The organism is Pseudomonas asuensis (assembly GCF_014646755.1).
In the GTDB taxonomy this organism is placed as follows: Bacteria; Pseudomonadota; Gammaproteobacteria; order Pseudomonadales; family Pseudomonadaceae; genus Chryseomonas; species Chryseomonas asuensis.
Map to the genome: position 1 here is coordinate 58136 of NZ_BMNW01000007.1, position 17868 is coordinate 76003.

A 17868-nucleotide genomic window follows, 5' to 3' on the forward strand; every position below is an offset into this window, starting at 1 on the left:
AAACTGCGTTCCCAATATTAGATAGATGACCTTAATTATCAGGTCTTGTCTGATTATTTTATTGCTCACGTATAAGGCTTGTAGAATTCTCTAGCCATTTAAGCGCTAGATCGACTATTGGCCGCTCAACGGATGCATCCTGCCAGACGGCTTCGTGAATAGCGTTGTAGTTGTTCTGGAGCAATCGCATGAATTTGCTCTGAGCAGAACCTATGCGACAAGCCTATATACCCAACGGCTGGATCGGCTAACTTAAGGCCTCACTCAGTCATAGCCGTCAGTCACACGGCAAATCGCGCCGATGGCGACCTTATGCGAGCAGATGAAATAGGACATTTCGCAGTAGGCGTTCTCCTGCAGGACCTTTACCAGCGACTCGGATACCAACTTCAGACGTGTAGCGATCGTGAGTTGCCGCCTTGTATCGAAGGACTGAACAAGACGACCCGCTCACCTCTGGCGGACGGATTCATTAGGCATCCGCACGCAATCCGTAGCAACCCGTCGGTCGAGGATTCCACGCTTAGGACGCAGAGGCATGGAGGCCAGTTTTCACTGAAACTCTTCGGGAACGGTTCTGAGGTAGATCAGACTGTTGATCAAGCGGGAGACAATGGCATATGCACTCCTGCCTCCAAGGCAGCGTGTGTAGCTATTGAGGATTATAGACGGGGCCAAGATTATCTAATACGGAGCGGCAGACAGCTATAACACTGGTGTTATCTGGGAAAATACAATTACATACTTAGCAATTTACTTTAATTTTTCTGAAACATTGAAAAATCAAGAAATTAGAAAGACGCGTTTCTATCAAATACTAGCGATCTGACATTTATTAGACAGTATTCAGCTAATACTTTTATGAAATATATCGCTTAAATATTCAAGTAAAAATCAATGATGGGTCAGATATGGTGAGCCGTACGTAAGAGATAAAACCCAATAAATGGCTTCTCCCTTTATTCTTAAACTGACTAAGCTGGCGCTGAAGTGAGCAATCATCTCTGCCCACTAATTTTTAAGCTCACTTATTTCAGTTTAAGAGTAATGAAAGCTGAAGAGACTTAGCCTCTTATTTTCATATTAAGAGATTACACGGCATAACGACTAGAAAAGCTGGCGTGTATAACATCAATGCCCCCGATTCTTACATTCCATGGAGGAGCTTACGATGGACAAACAAGCTACTTGCGCAGCACCTTCTGTATTGGCATGGCACCAATCCATACCTGTTACCGCTGTTGAATCACGCAAGGTCTCGCGTACATCCTTAATGGGAGAGCCATCAGGGTCATGATTAAGTGCTGTATCAAAGGGAGCCTCAGAATCATCGACAGCAACGACTACAGAGGCCTCCAGGGCACCGCACTCTCTTAGTCCTTTTTCGATTCGTTGCTGCTCGTCAGAACCTATGGCATCCCATTGCTCTTTGTTAACTTTAACAATAATCATGATTTATCACTCAAACTTAAATTTTATGAGGCTAGAAACTGAATATCAGGTTCTATTTAATAACTATAGCAGATTTACCATAAATAAAATCTTATTTATAAAATAATTAAAATTTGTCAAAACACTTAATTATTTCCATAAATCTTAAAAACCTTCTAACTATTCATATAGTTAGATCTCATCGCGTGCGCTTGGATTTCAAAAGTAAGCGGCATTCATTGTTATTCTTGTCTTGGTCTGCGTGTGTCCTTTATCAGAATTTTCGAGATGCGATGTATTCTTAGCCGCCCTAATCTGGTTTTTATTCCATATGCGTCATCTTTTATCACGGCTTAGGCTCTGTACGAAAAGTCTTCGAGCAAAGGTCAGGCGAAGCAAAAATCGGTAAGGAGGCGGAATTTACGTGTTGTAAATGAATGTTCCGAATCGATTTTTAACAAAGCAGCGCCGAGCGCCGATACGTTTCGTACAGAGCCTAGGTTGTTTTACATGGCTAGGTGCTCACAATTCAGGCTGCGTATTACCTCTAAATTCTCTTCAGGCAGCTAAGTAACCCTTGAGGACATAGGCTCTGCCTGGAAAGGACTTCCTTAAGCAAATCTATAGTCAGGCCAGGGAACCCCTAGCCCCGAAACGGCTGGTGAGAGTCTTGAAAGGATCGGTATCAAGCGATGCTGCCTAGAGCCGCTGGATAGCATGGCGCTTACGATAAGCTGGTCAATCAAAGAGTCCCTGTAAGCCCACTCCGAGACGGTAAGGCATCTGCTGCAAAGTGAAAAGGATGAGCTTGCCCCCCAGTCTTACCGTCATAGCCTTCGTCTACCAGAGGCGTACGGTACCGCTTGATGAGTTAGTCAAACTAGAAGGCAGGTAAACCTTGCTTGGTACAGTTGCAAACTAGCGGCTATCTGTTTAATAGGCAGGCGAAATAGCAAGCTTGAGGAGATGCCCTATGATACAGGCTGGATAAGGTTTAGTGGCACGGCCAATAGGGGCATTTAGTTACCTCTTTTAGCAGCATCCGAGATGACATACGTTGTATGAGTGGAGGTTAAATCAACACCTGAATAAAGCCGTTGGCTTGGTCATCATCCATTGATAGACGAAGCACCCACACAAATCGAACGCAACGCCGAGCAGTTTCAAGGGATATCGCCAGCGCTGATCTAAATGCGTGGCTAAAGCCTGTAAATCATCAATCGCGAGAATAAGACAGCAATACTCTGAATGACTTCAGGTAATGATCAGGGAAACGCTATTTGTGCAAATACAGGCCGGGAGCCTCTCTTGGAGGCTCCCGGCCTGTATGATTACTTAAGCCAATCCAGGTTGACTGCATTGGCCATGGCAAGAAAGCCAGTCTCGTTCGGGTGGATATGATCGCCCGAGTCAAACAAAGGGTTTAATCGGGTAGGTCTTTTCGGGTCGCGCATGGTTTTGTCAAAATCGATGACGGCATCATAGGCTCCGCTTTCACGAATCCATTTATTGACTTCCTGACGCTTAGCCTCGCCCTGCCTGGTGTAATAGCTCCCGCCTTCATAAGGTAAGAGCGTAGCGCCAATAACCTTCAGGCCATGGGTTTTCGCACGGGCAATAAGCTGCTTGTAACCTGCGATGATTTGTTTAGCGCTTACCTGTTCCTTTGAACCCGGCAAGTCCGAATAACCAATGTCATTAATGCCCTCGAGCAGAATCAGATGCGTAACGCCGGGCTGCGCAATCACATCTCGGTCGAAGCGTGACAATGCACTTGGGCCTACCTGCTCGTGCAGGATTCGATTGCCGCTGATGCCAAGGTTCAGCACACCCTTGGTATTGATATCAGACCTTTTCAAAAGCCGACGTGCCAAATAGTCAGTCCAGCGGTTGTTCGTGTCTACCGCTGCATTAAGACCGTCTGTAATCGAGTCGCCAAAGGCGACTATTGCACTCGTATCCTTGTGGGTAAGAATGTCCACTCCAGCAAGAAAGTACCATGAGGTGCTGGTCGATTTTACCTGTAAGGTACGAGCCTTCGTATGGTTGCCAGACGTCGAGATGTAATTGGTTTGCTTGCCTAAGGTATGTACGGTCTTGGTATCAGTCTTTTCGGGCAGGTAAAGACTGATGGCCAGATCAGCTTGGGAAGAGAACCGCATATCAACAGGATCGCTATACATCACGGCGCCTGGCGGTATCCTCGTTGAGGATAGGCCTCCAAACGTCAGCTGCCGGTCTGTATCAGGGTTGATGGCGTTCTTGCCAGTGCTTAATGCAACCCGAGCCTCGCCAATGACCAGAGGAGTTTTGCCCAAGGCATTGGATAAGCGAACCCGAAATTTATACCCCCCAATGGACGTATGAACGATTTGGCGTATCGTCTGATTGCTGACCTTTACAACAGTCTCTTTTGATCCAGCCGAGGCGCCATTGGCTTGTGAGGCAGCAGCCCAACTTCCAACCCAATGAGGGCTTTGTTGCTGAGCCGCCAGTGAGTAATCACCCACCATTAAAAGCGCTGCTGCCAGGGCTGAGATTGACCACCGTTTTACAGATTTTTTCTGAGCAGCTGCAAAGCCATTATCGTTGTTCTTAGTATGGAACTGAACCACTTTTTATTTCCTGCTTTTCTACAAACCCGATCAACGCTAGACGCTAAAGCCGCTTCTGTCCAAAAACGCGCCTGAAATTGTTCAATAAAGCAGCAGTTTTTCGCTAATTATCTGTATTCGCCTAACTGGCTCGGTTATGCCTCAAGAGGCAGGTTAACTGTTTGACACTTTATTATTGCACTCTAAAGTAAGATATAAGATACCTATTATAGTCACTTATTTTTGTAATCCCGGCTTGTTAACTCTAGACGACCCTCAGGCCGCACAAAGAGCACTCAGTAGTTGGGAAATAAACCCAACCAGCTATCAGAGCTAAGCACACAAGCAGAACTACATACCCATTGTGTAACCTCAAACCGTGCAAATTAATGCACATTAAATCTTTGTTTCGCTGCTTATTGCATGATTTTGCGTATTTATGCATGATCTATAAGCCTATAAGAGAGCCATGAACATGCCTAGTCTCAAAGACATACTTCCCCATGAGCGCCAGTCTGTAATTCTTCAACGCCTCGGCTCTCAAGGGCGAGTAATCGCCACAGAATTGGCAAAAGAAATGAGTGTTTCTGAAGATTCGATTCGCAGGGACCTGCGAGAGCTGGCTCAGCAAGGGTTGTGTCGTCGCGTATATGGTGGGGCCCTGTCCATTGCGCCTGATCCAGGCGCCTTGAGCGAGCGTATCGAAAGGAACACTCCAGCCCTCACGCAGCTAGCCGAAGCGGCAGCGGCTTTGGTGAAGCAGGGCCAGACCGTATTTCTGGACGCAGGCTCGACCAACCAGGCGATTGCCTTGGCGCTTTCTCCACAGCTAGACCTTACCGTCATTACCAACGCACCGGCCATTGGCGAAGTACTGTTGAGCAAGCCGGGTATTGAGACAATCCTTATAGGAGGCCGCCTCGATCCCAAGGTGGGCGGCAGCCTAGGTGCAAAAGCGCTTCGGGAGATTCAGGCTATCCATGCAGACCTGTACTTCATGGGAGCCTGTGCGCTTAGTATTGAAACAGGCGTGACGGCTTTCCACTACGAGGAGGCTGAGCTTAAGCGCGCGCTGGTTGCCTCCTCCGCTACAACGGTAGTGGCCCTGTCTGCTGCAAAGTTTGACACCCTGGCTCCTTATCAAGTCGTTGCCAGTAATACGATTGACCATCTGGTAATCGAGACAAACAACGCCATCGAGCCACGCCTGAAAGCATTCAGAAAATTGGGCTGTTCCGTACATTCTGTAAACGTTCAGGAGACACTATGCACATCGCACACGTAGCCCTGTGGACGCTTGACCTTGAGCGCGCCGCCGATTTTTGGCGCCGGGTCTTTAACGCCACTATTGGCCAGCCCTACCACAGCCAGACCAACAAAGGATTCGTCTCCCGCTTTGTTACATTGAGTGAGGGACCAACGATCGAGTTGATGACGCATCCAAGCGTGAATAAGGACGTCTCTTCTAGTCCACCCTTGACAGGCTGGGCGCATATCGCCATTTCGCTTGGCTCGGAAGAAGCCGTAAAAAAGCTGGCCGAGCATATGAAAGACGAACATGCCCTTGTATCCGCGCCACGCTGGACCGGTGATGGCTTTTTCGAAGCGGTTATCCAGGACCCGGATGGCAATTTGATCGAGATAACGGCATGACTGCGCATAGCCACAAGCTGTTTTCAATGGGTAACGTGAATTCCTTCGCGGTTGGGGTTACGACATTCGGCCTTGTTGTATCAGCCCTCGAGGCCGCCTTGTTACTAGCTGGATGTAATGCCTTTAAGCACCGCCAACAGCACCTGATACCGACGAAGGGAGAGGCCGTTCGTGCCGCCTGACATGCCGCTCGCTCCTTATCCTGCCAATGGCATATAAGCAGACGAAAAAATAGTAAGCACCACTGAGGGTAAGCCGTATTCCTGTGCGGGGCAGTCAGAGTATGATTCGCGCCCCGATTTGTTAATGGAACTAACATGCGCTTCAAAGGGATATTACTCAGTGCGCTTCTAAGCCTGCTTGCTGCCTGTGACGCCCAGCAGGACACGCCTGCGAACTCAGCATCCAAGGCGGTGCCGGAGTCGTCAGCACCTACGTCCATCGATACCAAAACGACTGAATCAACGCCTGCCTCAAAGGCTCAGGACAACGCCCAGCTAGCGGAGCGATACGCCGGTCGAGCACTGACCGTTGTAGACGCCTCCGAAATTCAGCTGGACGGCGCCAGCACGCTTTCGATTACATTCTCTGTACCGCTGCAGCGCGATCAGGCATTACATCAATACCTTCATCTTGTAGACAAGACAGCAGGTGCGGTTGACGGTGCTTGGGAACTGTCAGACAACCAGATGGAATTAAGGCTGCGCCATCTACAGCCCAAGCGTGAATTAACCCTGACAGTTGATGCAGGCCTGAAAGCCGTCAATGGCGTCTCCTTGAGCGCCCCTTATACAGCCTCGGTTAAGACACGAAACATCACGCCAAGCGTAGGCTTCGCCAGCCGCGGCTCGCTCTTGCCAACCCGATTGGCCGAGGGGCTTCCAGTCATTGCGTTGAACGTTGATAAAATCAATGTCGACTTCTTTCGTATAAAGCCTGATGCCCTGCCTGCCTTCCTGGCTAGATGGGGTAATCGTGCCACGATGGGTTACTGGGAGTCGAGCGAAGTATTACCGATGGCGGATCTGGTCTACACCGGACGCTTCAACCTGTCGCCCAAGCCAAATACGCGGGAAACCGTACTACTGCCCTTGGCAGGAATAGAACCCCTCAAAGAGAGCGGCGTTTATGTTGCTGTGATGCAGCAGGCAGGCAAGTATGATTACCAACAGCCGACTACCCTGCTTACCTTAAGTGATATTGGCCTGTCGGCTCACCGCTACCGGGATCGGATCGACGTTTTCACGCAAGCCCTGGCAGGGGGTCAGCCACTGGGCAAGGTAGCTATTAAGGTCTTGGACAAAGACAGCGCCATTATCACTGAGGCCCAGACTGATACCAAAGGGCATGCGCAGCTTGCCGTTAATAACAAGGCGCGTGTACTGCTTGCTCAACATGACGGTCAGACCAGCCTGCTGCGTCTGGATAGCCCTGCGCTGGACTTGGCCGAGTACAAGATCGATGGACCGAGAGAGCAGCCCCAGCAGTTCTTTGTGTTTGGTCCCCGCGACTTATACCGTCCCGGAGAAACCGTGCTGTTGAATGCGTTATTACGGGACCAGGATGGACGCGCACTGACACCGCATCCGGTGCCGGTCGAAGTCCGTCGTCCCGATAATCAGACGAGCCGGCGGTTTGTCTGGAAGCCTGATGCAAATGGCCTCTATCAATATGAGTTGCAACTGGGAGACGAAGTACCGACAGGCCGCTGGCAACTCGTTATGCAGGTCGATGGTGCCACGCCTCAGCTCTATGAGTTTTCCGTGGAAGATTTTCTGCCAGAACGTATGGCACTTGAGCTCAAGGGTGAAGAGACGCCCCTGGCTCCCGAGGAGTCGTTTGAAGTCAGCGTGACCGGCCGCTATCTATACGGAGCGCCCGCCAATGGCAATACCCTGTCCAGCCAGCTGTATGTGCGACCGCTTCGCGAAGCCGTAGCAACACTGCCGGGCTATCAGTTCGGCTCTGTTACCGAGGCTGACCTTAGCCAGGACCTTGAGCTTGATGACCTGACACTGGACACCAAGGGACGCGGAACGCTTTCCCAAGACACCCGCTGGAGCGAGGCGCGCTCACCTTTACAACTGATCCTGCAGGCCAGCCTTCAGGAATCAGGCGGCAGGCCCGTGACGCGCCGTCTTGTCCAACCGGTTTGGCCGGCTCAACAACTGCCCGGTATCCGTGCGCTGTTCAACGATGGCGAAGTCGATGCGGACAGCCAGGCCGGCTTTGAAATTGTCATGGCAAATGCACAGGGGCAAAAGCTGGCGGCCAGTCAGCTGCAGGTACGTTTGGTCCGTGAACGCCGTGATTACTACTGGGGTTTTGCTGATGGCGAAGGCTGGACCAGTCGCTATAACGAAAAAGCGTTAACCATGGCTGAGGAGCCGATCGATATCGTAGCGGACGGAACGGCCAAGGTCAGTTTCCCTGTGGAATGGGGTCCCTATCGGGTCGAGGTAGAAGACCCAGAGACCGGTATGGTGAGCAGCCTGCGATTCTGGGCCGGCTATCGCTGGCAAGACAATACCGACAATGGCAGCGTAAGGCCTGATCAGGTCAAGCTATCGCTTGATCGTCCAGCCTATGCTGCAGGCGAGCAGGCGCATATCACTGTCACCCCTCCAACAGCGGGTAACGGTTATCTGCTGGTAGAGTCTGCCGAGGGACCGCTCTGGTGGCAGCCAATCGAGGTACCGGAAGGTGGCAAGACGTTCGATATTCCAATAGCCAAGGACTGGTCCCGTCACGACCTGTATGTCACTGCATTGGTTGTGCGCCCGGGTGAGTCCAAAACAGGGGTTACGCCCAAGCGTGCAATAGGCCTGCTGCACCTCCCTCTGGATCGGGAAACGCGCCGCCTGAATCTGACCGTAAACACACCTGCTCACATGGAGCCAGGCCAGCCGCTAAAGGTTCGTCTGCAAGCCCGTAATGTCGACGGATCAATCCCGCAGCAGGCACACGTGCTGGTATCGGCAGTTGATACCGGCGTTCTGAGCATCACCCGATACGCCACCCCAGACCCGTTCTCGGTCTTCTTTGGACGCAAGGCATATACCGCGGACCAATTCGACGTGTATGGCCAACTGATCGAAGCAGGTCAAGGTCGACTGGCTGCGCTGGCTTTCGGTGGTGACGCTGATCTCTCCGCAGGTGGCAAACGTCCTCCCACCAAAGTGAGGATTCTTTCAGAGCAGAGTCAGGCAGTAACCTTCGATGCAGAGGGTAATGCTGAGGTCAGTCTGCCAGTCGAAGATTTCAACGGTGAACTGCGAGTCATGGCTCAGGCCTGGACAGATGATCGTTTCGGGGCGGGCGAAAGCAAGGTTACGGTCGCCGCACCTCTGGTTGCTGAGCTGGCCGCGCCTCGCTTCCTGGCAAATGGAGACGAAACAACACTAGCGCTGGATGTAACAAACCTTTCCGGACGCGCCCAACAGCTTAACGTCAAAACGGAAGTATCCGGACTCCTGGCCTTACAGACCCCCACCGACAAGCCGCTTGCATTGAAAGAGGGTCAGCGCGTCACGCTCAAGGTGCCGGTAAAAGCGTTAGGTGGCTACGGAACGGGTAAGGTTACCGTTCGGATTACCGGCCTGGTGGTGCCGGAGGGTAGCTCGTCGTTGTCTCGGGACTGGACCCTGGGTGTACGTCCGGCCTATCCAGCACGCCGCGATCAGTTTTCTGTCGCGCTTGATGCAAACAATCCCTCCTGGAACCTGCCGGAGACTGTGCTTGAGACCTATGCGCCAGAGGCACGCGAAGCCATGCTGGCCCTGTCCAGCCAACCGCCCCTTAACCTGGCCGAACATATCAAGGCACTTGAGGCCTACCCCTATGGCTGTCTCGAGCAGACCACCAGCGGCCTTTATCCTTCACTGTATGCCGATGCAGACACCCTCAAGCGACTCGGTATTCAGGGTGAGCAGGATAGCGATCGCCGCCGCAAGATCGAAGTAGGCATCGATCGATTGCTAGGGATGCAGCGGCACTCCGGTGGTTTTGGCCTTTGGAGTGCCGAAAGCTCAGAAGAATACTGGCTAACGGCATACGTCACGGACTTCCTGCTAAGGGCACGGGAACGTGGCTTTGCTGTACCGGCCGAACCACTGAACAAGGCGACCCAACGGTTACTGCGTTACTTGCAGGACCCTAACCAGATCGACGTAGGCTATAGCGAGAATGCTGCCCATGACCGTTTTGCCGTCCAGGCTTACGCGGCCTACGTGCTGGCACGCAGTCAACAGGCACCGCTAGGTGCATTACGCAGCCTGTTCGAGCGCCGTGAGGCTGTAGCATCTGGTCTGCCCCTGGTTCATCTTGCCATTGCATTACAACGCATGGGTGATAACGAGCGTGCAGCCCAGGCGCTGACAGCGGGTCTGGCCCACATTCGCTCATCGAAAGCATGGTTCCATGACTATGGCAGCGTCTTGCGTGACGAGGCGCAAATCCTGGCGCTGCTCGAAGAAAATGACCTGGCGGCTGATCAGCGTACCCAGCGCCTGTTCCAGCTGGCAGAGGAGCTGTCCAACCATCGGTGGCTGTCGACGCAAGAGCGAAACTGGTTGTATCTTGCCGGCCGCTCGGTCATGAGCAAACCGGCCCAACCCTGGAAGGTCGAATTGACCCTGGCAGGACATCCTCGCGAACTGGCTGACAATCGCGACATCACGCAACACATCGATGGTGCGGAGCTTAATAGCCCGCTCGCAATACGCACTATGAGTGATGCTGTGGTGTATCAACAGCTTACCGTTACCGGCTACGGTGTACAGGCTCCAGCCCCCACTAGCGAGAACCTGAGTATTGAGCGCAGCTATCTGGGCATGAATGGTCGTCCGGTCAACCTTGCTCAACTTCATAGTGGCGAACTCGTCCTTGTGCATCTTTCCGTGCGGGCTCAGCAACGTGTGCCAGATGCGTTGGTAGTCGACCTGCTACCAGCAGGGCTTGAGCTGGAAAACCAGAACCTGGCGCAAAGTTCTGCCAGCCTGGAGGATGCCGGTAGCAATGTGCGTGAATGGGTACAGGCAATGCAGAACGGTACGCTCAAGCATCAGGAGTACCGGGATGATCGTTACGTTGCTGCGGTAGATGTCAGCGGCTATAGCACCACGCATCTGGTGTACCTGGCGCGGGCCGTCACTCCAGGGCGCTATGTTGTCCCTTCACCACAGGTGGAATCCATGTATCGCCCAGCCTGGCACGCAGTAGGCGCTACCCCTGATCAACTGGTGGTTCTGCCGCGTTAAGCGGCAGATACCCTTGAGCTGCCTAGCCGTGAAAAAAGGTTTGCATGCAACTCAGTATTGGGCTCGGCTTACGCTAGGTATCCTTTCAGTGCTCATAGCCAGTCTCTGGCTGGCTGATCAGCTCTGGCCATTACCACTACCCGACGACGGGCTTGCCCGCGTGGTATTGGCTGAGGACGGCGAGCCGCTTTACCGGTTTGCCGACGGGCAAGGTATCTGGCGATATCCCGCTACACCAGATACCGTTTCGCCCTACTACCTCGACGCCCTTCTGGCTTACGAAGACCGCTGGTTTTATCAGCATCCAGGGATCAATCCGGCGGCACTGGCACGTGCCGCCTGGTTGAACCTATCAAGTGGCCGGGTAGTGTCAGGGGGTAGTACGCTTTCCATGCAGGTCGCCCGCTTGCTTGATCCGCACCCACGGACTCTTGCCGGGAAACTTCGCCAGTTATTTCGGACGGCTCAACTTGAGTGGCATCTCTCCAAGCGGCAAATCCTGACGCTCTACCTCAACCGGGCTCCCTTTGGCGGCACGTTGGAAGGGGTTGCTGCTGCCAGTTGGACCTACCTTGGTAAGTCACCTGTAAACCTTACTCGTGCCGAAGCAGCATTACTTGCGGTATTGCCACAGGCACCCAGTCGCTTGAGGCCGGATCGCTTTCCTGAGCGAGCGCAGGCTGCTCGGGACAAAGTACTGGCCCGTTTGGACAGTGAGGCCGTATGGCCTTCCAAGGCAGTGAAAGAGGCGATGGAAGAACCCGTGTGGCTAGCGCCACGGCAGTCGCCTGATCAGGCGCCTCTGCTGGCGCGGCGGCTGAATACGCCTGGAGAGGCGCCGGCGATCCATACGACTATCGACATCGCACTGCAGCGCCGCCTCGAATCGCTGCTCCTCGACTGGCGTGTCCGCCTACCGGAACGTACCTCAGCGGCCATTCTGGTGGTCGAGGCCAAGACCATGGCCGTAAAAGCCTACCTGGGCTCTGTCGATATCACAGATGATCGCCGTTTTGGTCATGTCGACATGGTTTCAGCCATACGATCACCCGGCTCCACCCTCAAACCGTTTTTGTATGCCCAAGCGTTGGACGCCGGCTTGATTCATTCGGAATCCTTGCTGCAGGATGTACCTCGTCGCTTCGGTGATTACCGGCCTGGCAACTTCTCCTCTGGTTTTAGCGGGCCTGTATCTGCTAGCGAGGCGTTACACCGATCGCTCAACCTGCCAGCGGTGCAGCTGCTGGAAGCCTATGGCTCCAAACGTTTTTCCGGTGAGCTTCGTGGCGCAGGGGTCCCTCTTTTCTATCCTCACGGGGCTGAACCTAATCTGTCGTTGATATTGGGTGGTGTCGGCGCACGATTGGAAGACCTCGTAAGTGGCTATAGCGCATTTGCCCGAGAGGGAAAGGTAGCTCGCTTGCGGTTTCGCCCAGAAGATCCACTGACAGAGCGACGGTTACTATCACCCGGTGCGGCCTGGATTGTGCGCCGTATGCTAGCCGACCGCGCCGATCCGCTATTGGATGAATCCCAGCTGCCTCCCGCCCTGGCTTATAAGACGGGTACCAGCTATGGCTTTCGGGATGCGTGGTCAATCGGCCTCACACCCAGCTATGTAATTGGCGTCTGGATCGGTCGCCCTGACGGCACACCTGTGGCAGGTCAGTTTGGCTTGGCTTCAGCCGCCCCGCTGCTGTTTCAGGTCAACGATATATTGCTCAATAGGGATGGTCAGAGAGGACGTCTCTCCCCCATACAGACCAGACCAGCAAGCGTCGGAGTAGAATCCATCTGTTGGCCGGGAGGACAACCGCTTCCGGCCAACGATGAAAATTGTCGAGTCCGACGCTGGGCTTTTACGATGGACAAACAGACGCCTCCCACAATGCAAGCCCCTGACCAACCCTTGGGTCAGGGCCTGGATGAGACCTATTGGGTCAATGGGGCTGGCAAGCAGGTAGCGCCGGCGTGTTCCGGTGCGCGCCCGGTACGTTTCCTGGCTTGGCCTGCATCCCTTGAGCCTTGGCTGGCCGCGCGTGAGCGACGCACGTCCCGTCTGCCATCAATCGACTCGAATTGTGCGCCTAACGTTGGCACTACAGCCAGTCCATTACAGATTACTGGGCTACGTGATGGTGCACGATTACAGGCGCCTGCCGGACAATCCGATCCCGTGTCCATCACTGTAACGGCGCAGGGTGGAGGAGGTGCACGCTGGTGGTTTGTTAACGGCGAGCCGGTGGCAGAGCAATCGGAACAATTGAGCTACACGTTTTCCAAGCCGGGAGCCTACGAGATCAGTGTACTGGATGATTCCGGGCAGACCGAGCATGTGCATGTAACTGTAGTACGGTAGCAGCTTTAAGTCTTAAGCATTACGCCTTTCATGCATGAAAGCGTTTGCGGTATTCGGCTGGAGTAATACCCACGTGTTTCATGAAGGCTCGGCGCAACGTATCGGTGCTGGCAAAACCGACCTTGGTAGCGACTTGCTTGGGCACATCGCCCTGCTCCTCCAAAAGCATACGAGCAGCGCTTATACGTGCACGCTCTACCCATACCGCAGGCGTTTCACCGATTTCAGCTGAAAATAGCCGCGCAAAATGTCGAGGGCTCATGCCTGCATGAGCAGCTAACGCATCGACTGACAACGGTGACGACAGGTTCGCCATGGCCCACCGTTGCGTTTCCTGAAGGACAGACCGACCGCCGACACTGGACTGGCCATGCCGGCTGAACTGGAGCTGCCCTCCGGGTCGCTTGAAATACATGACCAGCTGAGAAGCCACCTGTCTTGCAATGTCCCGACCCAGGTCTTCTTCTACCAGTGCCAGGGCAAGGTCGAGACCTGCCGTCACCCCAGCCGATGTTCTTAATTTACCGTCTCGAATATACATAGCATCCTCTTCGACCTGGATACCCGGATATGCCTGTGCCAGCGCGGGCGCGCAAGCCCAGTGCGTAGTAACGCGACGCCCCTCGAGCAAGCCACTGTTAGCTAGAACAAATGCACCTGTACAGACAGAGCCAAAACGCCGCGCACGCTTTGCCGCAGCGCGTATCCACGCCTGAGTTATCAGGTCCGGTTTGAGATTGGAGATATGCGGTGCCCCTGCGACAAGAACAGTGTCATAGCGCTCCGGCTGTTCACTGACAATGCCGTCTGCATACAGACGTGCACCTGACGAACTTTGAATGGGACCTGACTTAAGCCCAATTACCCTGCACAGGTAGGAGGAGCTTCCTGACTCAAGGTTAGCCTGTGCGAAAACATCCAAAGGACCCGCTACATCGAGCAGCTGTACACCGGGAAGCGCCAGGATGGCGACAAGTCTGGTCATCGAAATCCTCTACATGTCCGTCTCCGACGGATAATGGCAGGATTTAACGTGATACTGCAATTGAGGACATGACGGCAACGGGTGAAACTTTGTTTTCCACCCTTTGCCGGAGAGTTTGCATGAGTATTAATATTGATGGCATCAGCATCCCCGATACTGCATTGACTCGGGAAATTACGGAGATTGTTCGAGATACCGCATCTCCCCTCCTCTTTCACCATTCCAGCCGGGTTTATTACTTCGCGGCGCTGGCCGGGCAAAAACGCGGCTTAACATACGATGCGGAGCTTTTGTATTGCGGCTGCATGTTCCATGACATGGGCCTGACGCATCAGCACAGCAGCGCCTGCGAGCGCTTTGAGGTAGACGGTGCCAACGCGGCCAAGACATTTCTAGCAAGCCACGGGATAAACCAACAGGATATCGATACCGTATGGGCCTCGATTGCACTGCATACCACGCCGGGTATTCCCCAGCACATGCATCCGCTGATTGCCCTGGTCACGGCAGGCGTAGAGATGGACGTGCTCGGGCTAACCTACCCGGAATACAGCGATGAGCAACGACAAGCAATTGTCAATGCCCACCCCCGTGGCAGTCGCTTTAAGGAAGAGATCATTCAGGCCTTTTACGAGGGAATAAAACACAAGCCTCAGACTACGTTCGGTAATGTAAAAGCCGATGTCATCGCTGACAAAGACCCTCAATTCACCCCCATGAATTTCTGCAGGGTCATTCGAAACTCTCAATGGGCCAGCTAGCGTGACGCTTGGAGATGAAGCCAGCCTGTATGGTTTCATCTCGCTCTGATCGACTGGATCCGCAATAGCCTTCTTTAAAATCGTATTTACGATCCTCGTGCTCATGCGTCCGCCAATGAGACGCATGAGAGTGTCAGAAGGAGTGCTGCACGGCTCTTCCGTCCGGCTTTTGGAGAGCCTTACCTCTACCACATGGCTTTTGGGGACGATGAAATTTCTTCGACTGAAAAGTCTTTACGTTACGCCGCTTGATTTTGGGATGTATAAAAGACAGGCTAAATAGCAGGTCTAAACAGCCATTTCGATCACTCGGCGGGCATTTGCCCCTGCAATTCCTTCTCCTCTAGGGCTAAACGCTAACGTATGATGGGTAAGCAGTCTTGTCTCGTGGGAGGCGGTCAGGCAGGTGAGCAGCTACGGGCCGTTGATTGGCAGAACACTCCATTAGGCCCTGTCGAAGGTTGGCCCCTGTCGCTTCAGGCAGCCATCAGGATAGTACTCAGCTCTGACTTTCCCATGATGGTGCATTGGGGCCCGGATCTGATTACCTTTTACAACGATGCCTACGCTCCAAGCCTCGGTAACAAGCACCCTGGGAATCTTGGAAGACCCGCCAAGGAATGGTGGTTTGAAATGTGGGATCAGCTGACTCCGATTTTTGATCGTGTCCTCTCGGGGAAGGCTTATTTTGTAGAGGATGCCCGATACACACCCAATCGCAACGGGGTACAGCAGGAAGCTTTCTTCACGCACTGCCATAGCCCATTATGGGATGATGACGGCCATGTCGCAGGTATTTTTCTGGTCGTAACGGAGACGACGGGCCGTATGGTGGCCGAGCGCAAGCTGCTTCAGGCCAATGCCGACCTGGAGCGGCAAGTGCTGGCCGCGCAATCTAGCGAGGCGCGCTTGAGTGCCTTTGTCAGTGCATCATCCGAGGGCCTGTACTCCATGAGTGGGGATTGGCAGGAGATGCACGAGCTCAAGGGACGTGGCTTTTTAAAGGATACGTCCTCTCCCAATCCGAACTGGTTGACCGATTATATTCCCGTTGACGAGCAGCCCCGCGTGAAGGCAACCATCAACGAAGCGATAGCCTCCAGGAAGCTGTTCAGCCTGGAGCATCAGGTCAAGCGGCTCGACGGCAGTACAGGCTGGGTGCAATCACGAGCCATACCGTTTCTTGATGCGGCGGGTGATATCACCGAGTGGTTTGGCGCAGTAAGCGACATTACTGTTCGTCGCCATGCAGATGAGGTACTGCAAGGGCAGAAAAAGAATCTTGAGCATCAGGTGACCGAGCGAACCATAGAGCTGAATCATCTCTGGGAGATTTCGCCCGCCCTTTTGCTGGTGATTGATTACGAGGGTATCTTCCGCAAGGTCAACCCGGCCTGGACACGTATCCTGGGTTATGAGCCGGAAGAACTGCTCGGACAGAACGTCAGTGAATTTGTGATATCCGATACCCTTCTGTCGCCGCAGGAAGCTTATGAGAGAGCTGCAAACGGTGAGCTCTCTGAAATGGAGAATCGCTACCGTCATAAAGATGGTTCCATCCACTGGTTTTCCTGGGTTGCGGCGCCCTCTGCCGGGCAGATCTATGCAACCGGACGGGATATCACGGCGGCAAAAGCCGCAGAAGCTGAGCTGGCCTCGATGCAGGAAGCCTTGCGTCACGCCCAAAAGATGGAGGCCGTCGGCCAGCTGACAGGCGGTGTCGCCCACGACTTCAATAATCTGCTGGCCGGCATTTCAGGGTCAGTGGAGATGATGCAGATCCGTATACAGCAGGGAAGGCTGAGTGATCTTGAGCGCTATCTGGGTATGGCCCAAAATGGTCTCAAGCGCGCGGCGTCCCTTACCCATCGCCTTCTGGCCTTTTCGCGGCGCCAGACGCTGGATCCCAAGCCGACCCGTGTCGGGCAGCTGGTTTTAGGCATGCAGGAGCTGATACAGAGTACGGTAGGTCCAGCGACACCCGTAAGCATGAATACCTCTGAAGAGTTATGGTCCGCCTTGGTCGATGCGCCTCAGCTGGAAAACACCTTGCTTAACCTATGCATCAATGCTCGCGACGCGATGCCACAAGGCGGGCGTATCCTCGTTGAAATGGCCAACCGCTCTCTTGATGAGCGCACGGCCCGACAGCACGATCTACCTCCGGGTGACTACCTGACCTTGAGTGTTACCGACAGCGGAACTGGAATGCCTCCCGCAGTCATTGCGCGAGCATTCGAGCCATTCTTTACCACAAAGCCAATCGGAAAAGGCACCGGCCTGGGATTATCCATGGTCTATGGCTTTGTACAGCAATCAGGTGGACAGGTCCGAATCGATTCACGACTGGGCGAAGGTACTACGGTTTGTGTCTACCTGCCTCGCTATTATGGCAGCGCCGCCGTCCCCTTGACCGGTTTTGCCGAAGCCGCAGAGCTCCCCCGCTCCGAACCGGGCGAGACCGTTCTGGTGGTGGATGATGAACCTACAGTTCGGGCATTGATCATGGAAATTCTGGCAGACCTTGGGTATATCGCCCTCGAAGCCGGCAACGGTGCGGCCAGCCTGGAGATATTGAACTCGGACAGGCGCATCGATTTATTGATTACCGATGTAGGCTTGCCAGGCGGCCTGAATGGCCGACAGGTCGCTGATGCAGCACGGGTTTGGCGCCCTGGTCTCAAGGTCTTGTTCATTACCGGCTACGCCGAAAAAAGCCTGCTGAGCGAAGGACAAATGGAGCCGGGCATGGCGGTGCTGACCAAGCCTTTTGCCATGGACATAATGGCGACACGCATTCGTACCATGATCGAGTCATGAGGCCGCC

The 17868-nt window shown here is 53.7% G+C and carries 10 protein-coding genes; 6 read left to right on the top strand and 4 right to left on the bottom strand.

Translation table 11 applies throughout. The annotated features are described in order from the left end of the window. Nucleotides 1–58: 58 nt before the first annotated feature. From IEX86_RS25420 to IEX86_RS15675, 3 genes are all read right to left on the bottom strand, one after another. Nucleotides 59–190 carry a hypothetical protein gene (locus IEX86_RS25420; RefSeq protein ID WP_268239867.1) on the bottom strand — a complete coding sequence of 44 codons (132 nt, stop codon included), beginning with the start codon at nt 188–190 and terminating at the stop codon, nt 59–61. 941 nt (nt 191–1131) lie between these two features. Then, nucleotides 1132–1452: a hypothetical protein gene (locus IEX86_RS15670; protein WP_188867081.1), complete on the bottom strand. Its 321-nt coding sequence runs from the start codon at nt 1450–1452 to the stop codon at nt 1132–1134. Nucleotides 1453–2762: 1310 nt separating this feature from the next. Further along, entirely contained in the window at nt 2763–4046 is a 1284-nt protein-coding gene (locus IEX86_RS15675) for an SGNH/GDSL hydrolase family protein (protein WP_229685368.1), read from the bottom strand. 454 nt (nt 4047–4500) lie between these two features. Between IEX86_RS15675 and IEX86_RS15680 the strand changes: the two genes are divergently transcribed. From IEX86_RS15680 to pbpC, 4 genes are all read left to right on the top strand, one after another. Continuing rightward, nucleotides 4501–5310 (top strand): DeoR/GlpR family DNA-binding transcription regulator, encoded by an 810-nt coding sequence (locus tag IEX86_RS15680; RefSeq protein ID WP_188867082.1) that lies wholly within the window; start codon nt 4501–4503, stop codon nt 5308–5310. Continuing rightward, on the top strand, nt 5292–5678 hold the full coding sequence (locus IEX86_RS15685) for a VOC family protein (protein ID WP_188867083.1): 387 nt from the start codon (nt 5292–5294) through the stop codon (nt 5676–5678). Before IEX86_RS15680 ends, IEX86_RS15685 begins: the two co-directional genes overlap by 19 nt. 317 nt (nt 5679–5995) lie before the next feature. Then, nucleotides 5996–10936, top strand: a complete 4941-nt coding sequence (locus tag IEX86_RS15690; RefSeq protein WP_188867084.1) for an alpha-2-macroglobulin family protein — start codon at nt 5996–5998, stop codon at nt 10934–10936. Between the two features lie 28 nt (nt 10937–10964). Then, the gene (pbpC, locus tag IEX86_RS15695; RefSeq protein WP_188867085.1) at nt 10965–13295 is read left to right on the top strand and encodes a peptidoglycan glycosyltransferase PbpC; all 2331 of its coding nucleotides are present in this window, start codon (nt 10965–10967) and stop codon (nt 13293–13295) included. A gap of 28 nt (nt 13296–13323) precedes the next feature. On the opposite strand, the gene IEX86_RS15700 is transcribed toward pbpC, so the two are convergent. Further along, nucleotides 13324–14280 carry a GlxA family transcriptional regulator gene (locus IEX86_RS15700; RefSeq protein WP_188867086.1) on the bottom strand — a complete coding sequence of 319 codons (957 nt, stop codon included), beginning with the start codon at nt 14278–14280 and terminating at the stop codon, nt 13324–13326. A gap of 119 nt (nt 14281–14399) precedes the next feature. On the opposite strand from IEX86_RS15700, the gene IEX86_RS15705 reads away from it, so the two are divergent. Both IEX86_RS15705 and IEX86_RS15710 read left to right on the top strand, forming a co-directional pair. Then, on the top strand, nt 14400–15041 hold the full coding sequence (locus IEX86_RS15705) for an HD domain-containing protein (RefSeq protein WP_188867087.1): 642 nt from the start codon (nt 14400–14402) through the stop codon (nt 15039–15041). A 363-nt stretch (nt 15042–15404) separates the two neighbouring features. Next, a complete protein-coding gene (locus IEX86_RS15710; protein WP_229685369.1) occupies nt 15405–17861 on the top strand; it encodes a PAS domain-containing hybrid sensor histidine kinase/response regulator family protein in 2457 nt (818 codons plus the stop codon). Nucleotides 17862–17868: the final 7 nt, after the last annotated feature.

Bases quoted from the DNA above. Each gene is read 5' to 3' on its own strand.
- IEX86_RS15705 (WP_188867087.1), top strand. From the start codon at position 14,400: ATGAGTATTAATATTGATGGCATCAGCATCCCCGATACTGCATTGACT.
- IEX86_RS15680 (WP_188867082.1), top strand. From the start codon at position 4,501: ATGCCTAGTCTCAAAGACATACTTCCCCATGAGCGCCAGTCTGTAATT.
- IEX86_RS15690 (WP_188867084.1), top strand. From the start codon at position 5,996: ATGCGCTTCAAAGGGATATTACTCAGTGCGCTTCTAAGCCTGCTTGCT.
- IEX86_RS15685 (WP_188867083.1), top strand. From the start codon at position 5,292: ATGCACATCGCACACGTAGCCCTGTGGACGCTTGACCTTGAGCGCGCC.
- IEX86_RS15670 (WP_188867081.1), bottom strand. From the start codon at position 1,452: ATGATTATTGTTAAAGTTAACAAAGAGCAATGGGATGCCATAGGTTCT.
- IEX86_RS25420 (WP_268239867.1), bottom strand. From the start codon at position 190: ATGCGATTGCTCCAGAACAACTACAACGCTATTCACGAAGCCGTCTGG.
- IEX86_RS15700 (WP_188867086.1), bottom strand. From the start codon at position 14,280: ATGACCAGACTTGTCGCCATCCTGGCGCTTCCCGGTGTACAGCTGCTC.
- IEX86_RS15710 (WP_229685369.1), top strand. From the start codon at position 15,405: ATGATGGGTAAGCAGTCTTGTCTCGTGGGAGGCGGTCAGGCAGGTGAG.